The organism is Pseudomonas sp. Fl4BN1 (assembly GCF_009908285.1).
Classification (GTDB): Bacteria; Pseudomonadota; Gammaproteobacteria; order Pseudomonadales; family Pseudomonadaceae; genus Aquipseudomonas.
This window is the reverse complement of record NZ_JAAARM010000093.1, coordinates 1-481: the sequence shown is the minus strand read 5'-3', so window position 1 is coordinate 481 and position 481 is coordinate 1. Positions and strand designations below refer to the sequence as shown.

Genomic DNA, 481 nt, shown 5'->3' with positions numbered 1-481 from the left:
ATACCGCTGCCGTGCTTGGAGATCACCTGCAGGTTGCCGGCGGCTGCATCCATGATGCGGGCGTTGATCTTGCCGTAGCGCACGATGATCGCCACCGGCTTGTGCCGTGCGCAGAGCGCGACGATGTCGTCTTCGGTGGGCTGCTTGCCGGCAAACACGACTTCAAAATCGCCCAGCATCTCCAATGCTTGCGGTGCCAGGTCAGCCGCCGTGACGAGCAGGACAGGCTTGGTTGCAGTCGTGCTCATTACAGTGCCTCGCCTTCGGCCAGCATGCCTGCGGCGCGCAGTTCCTTCTCGAGCCAGCCGGGGCGCGTATCGCCCTTGCGGATCGCCGCAATGCGGGCCGCTTCGGCGTCCACCTTTTTTTGTGCGAGCACGAGAATGCGCTCAACGTCGGCACGCGGGATCACGACCACGCCATCTGCATCGCCCACCACCAGGTCCCCGGGGTGCACCGTCGCGCCGGCGGCGGACACGGG

The 481-nt window shown here is 65.7% G+C and carries 1 protein-coding gene and 1 pseudogene; both read right to left on the bottom strand.

Annotated features, from left to right (window positions below; genetic code table 11):
* Positions 1 to 248: hypothetical protein (locus GV818_RS33720; RefSeq protein WP_218586324.1), on the bottom strand; the 248-nt coding region annotated here is incomplete at its 3' end.
* Positions 248 to 481 (bottom strand): annotated as a pseudogene (locus GV818_RS33715) (RraA family protein); the annotation flags it as partial. The pseudogene GV818_RS33715 and the gene GV818_RS33720, both read right to left, overlap by 1 nt.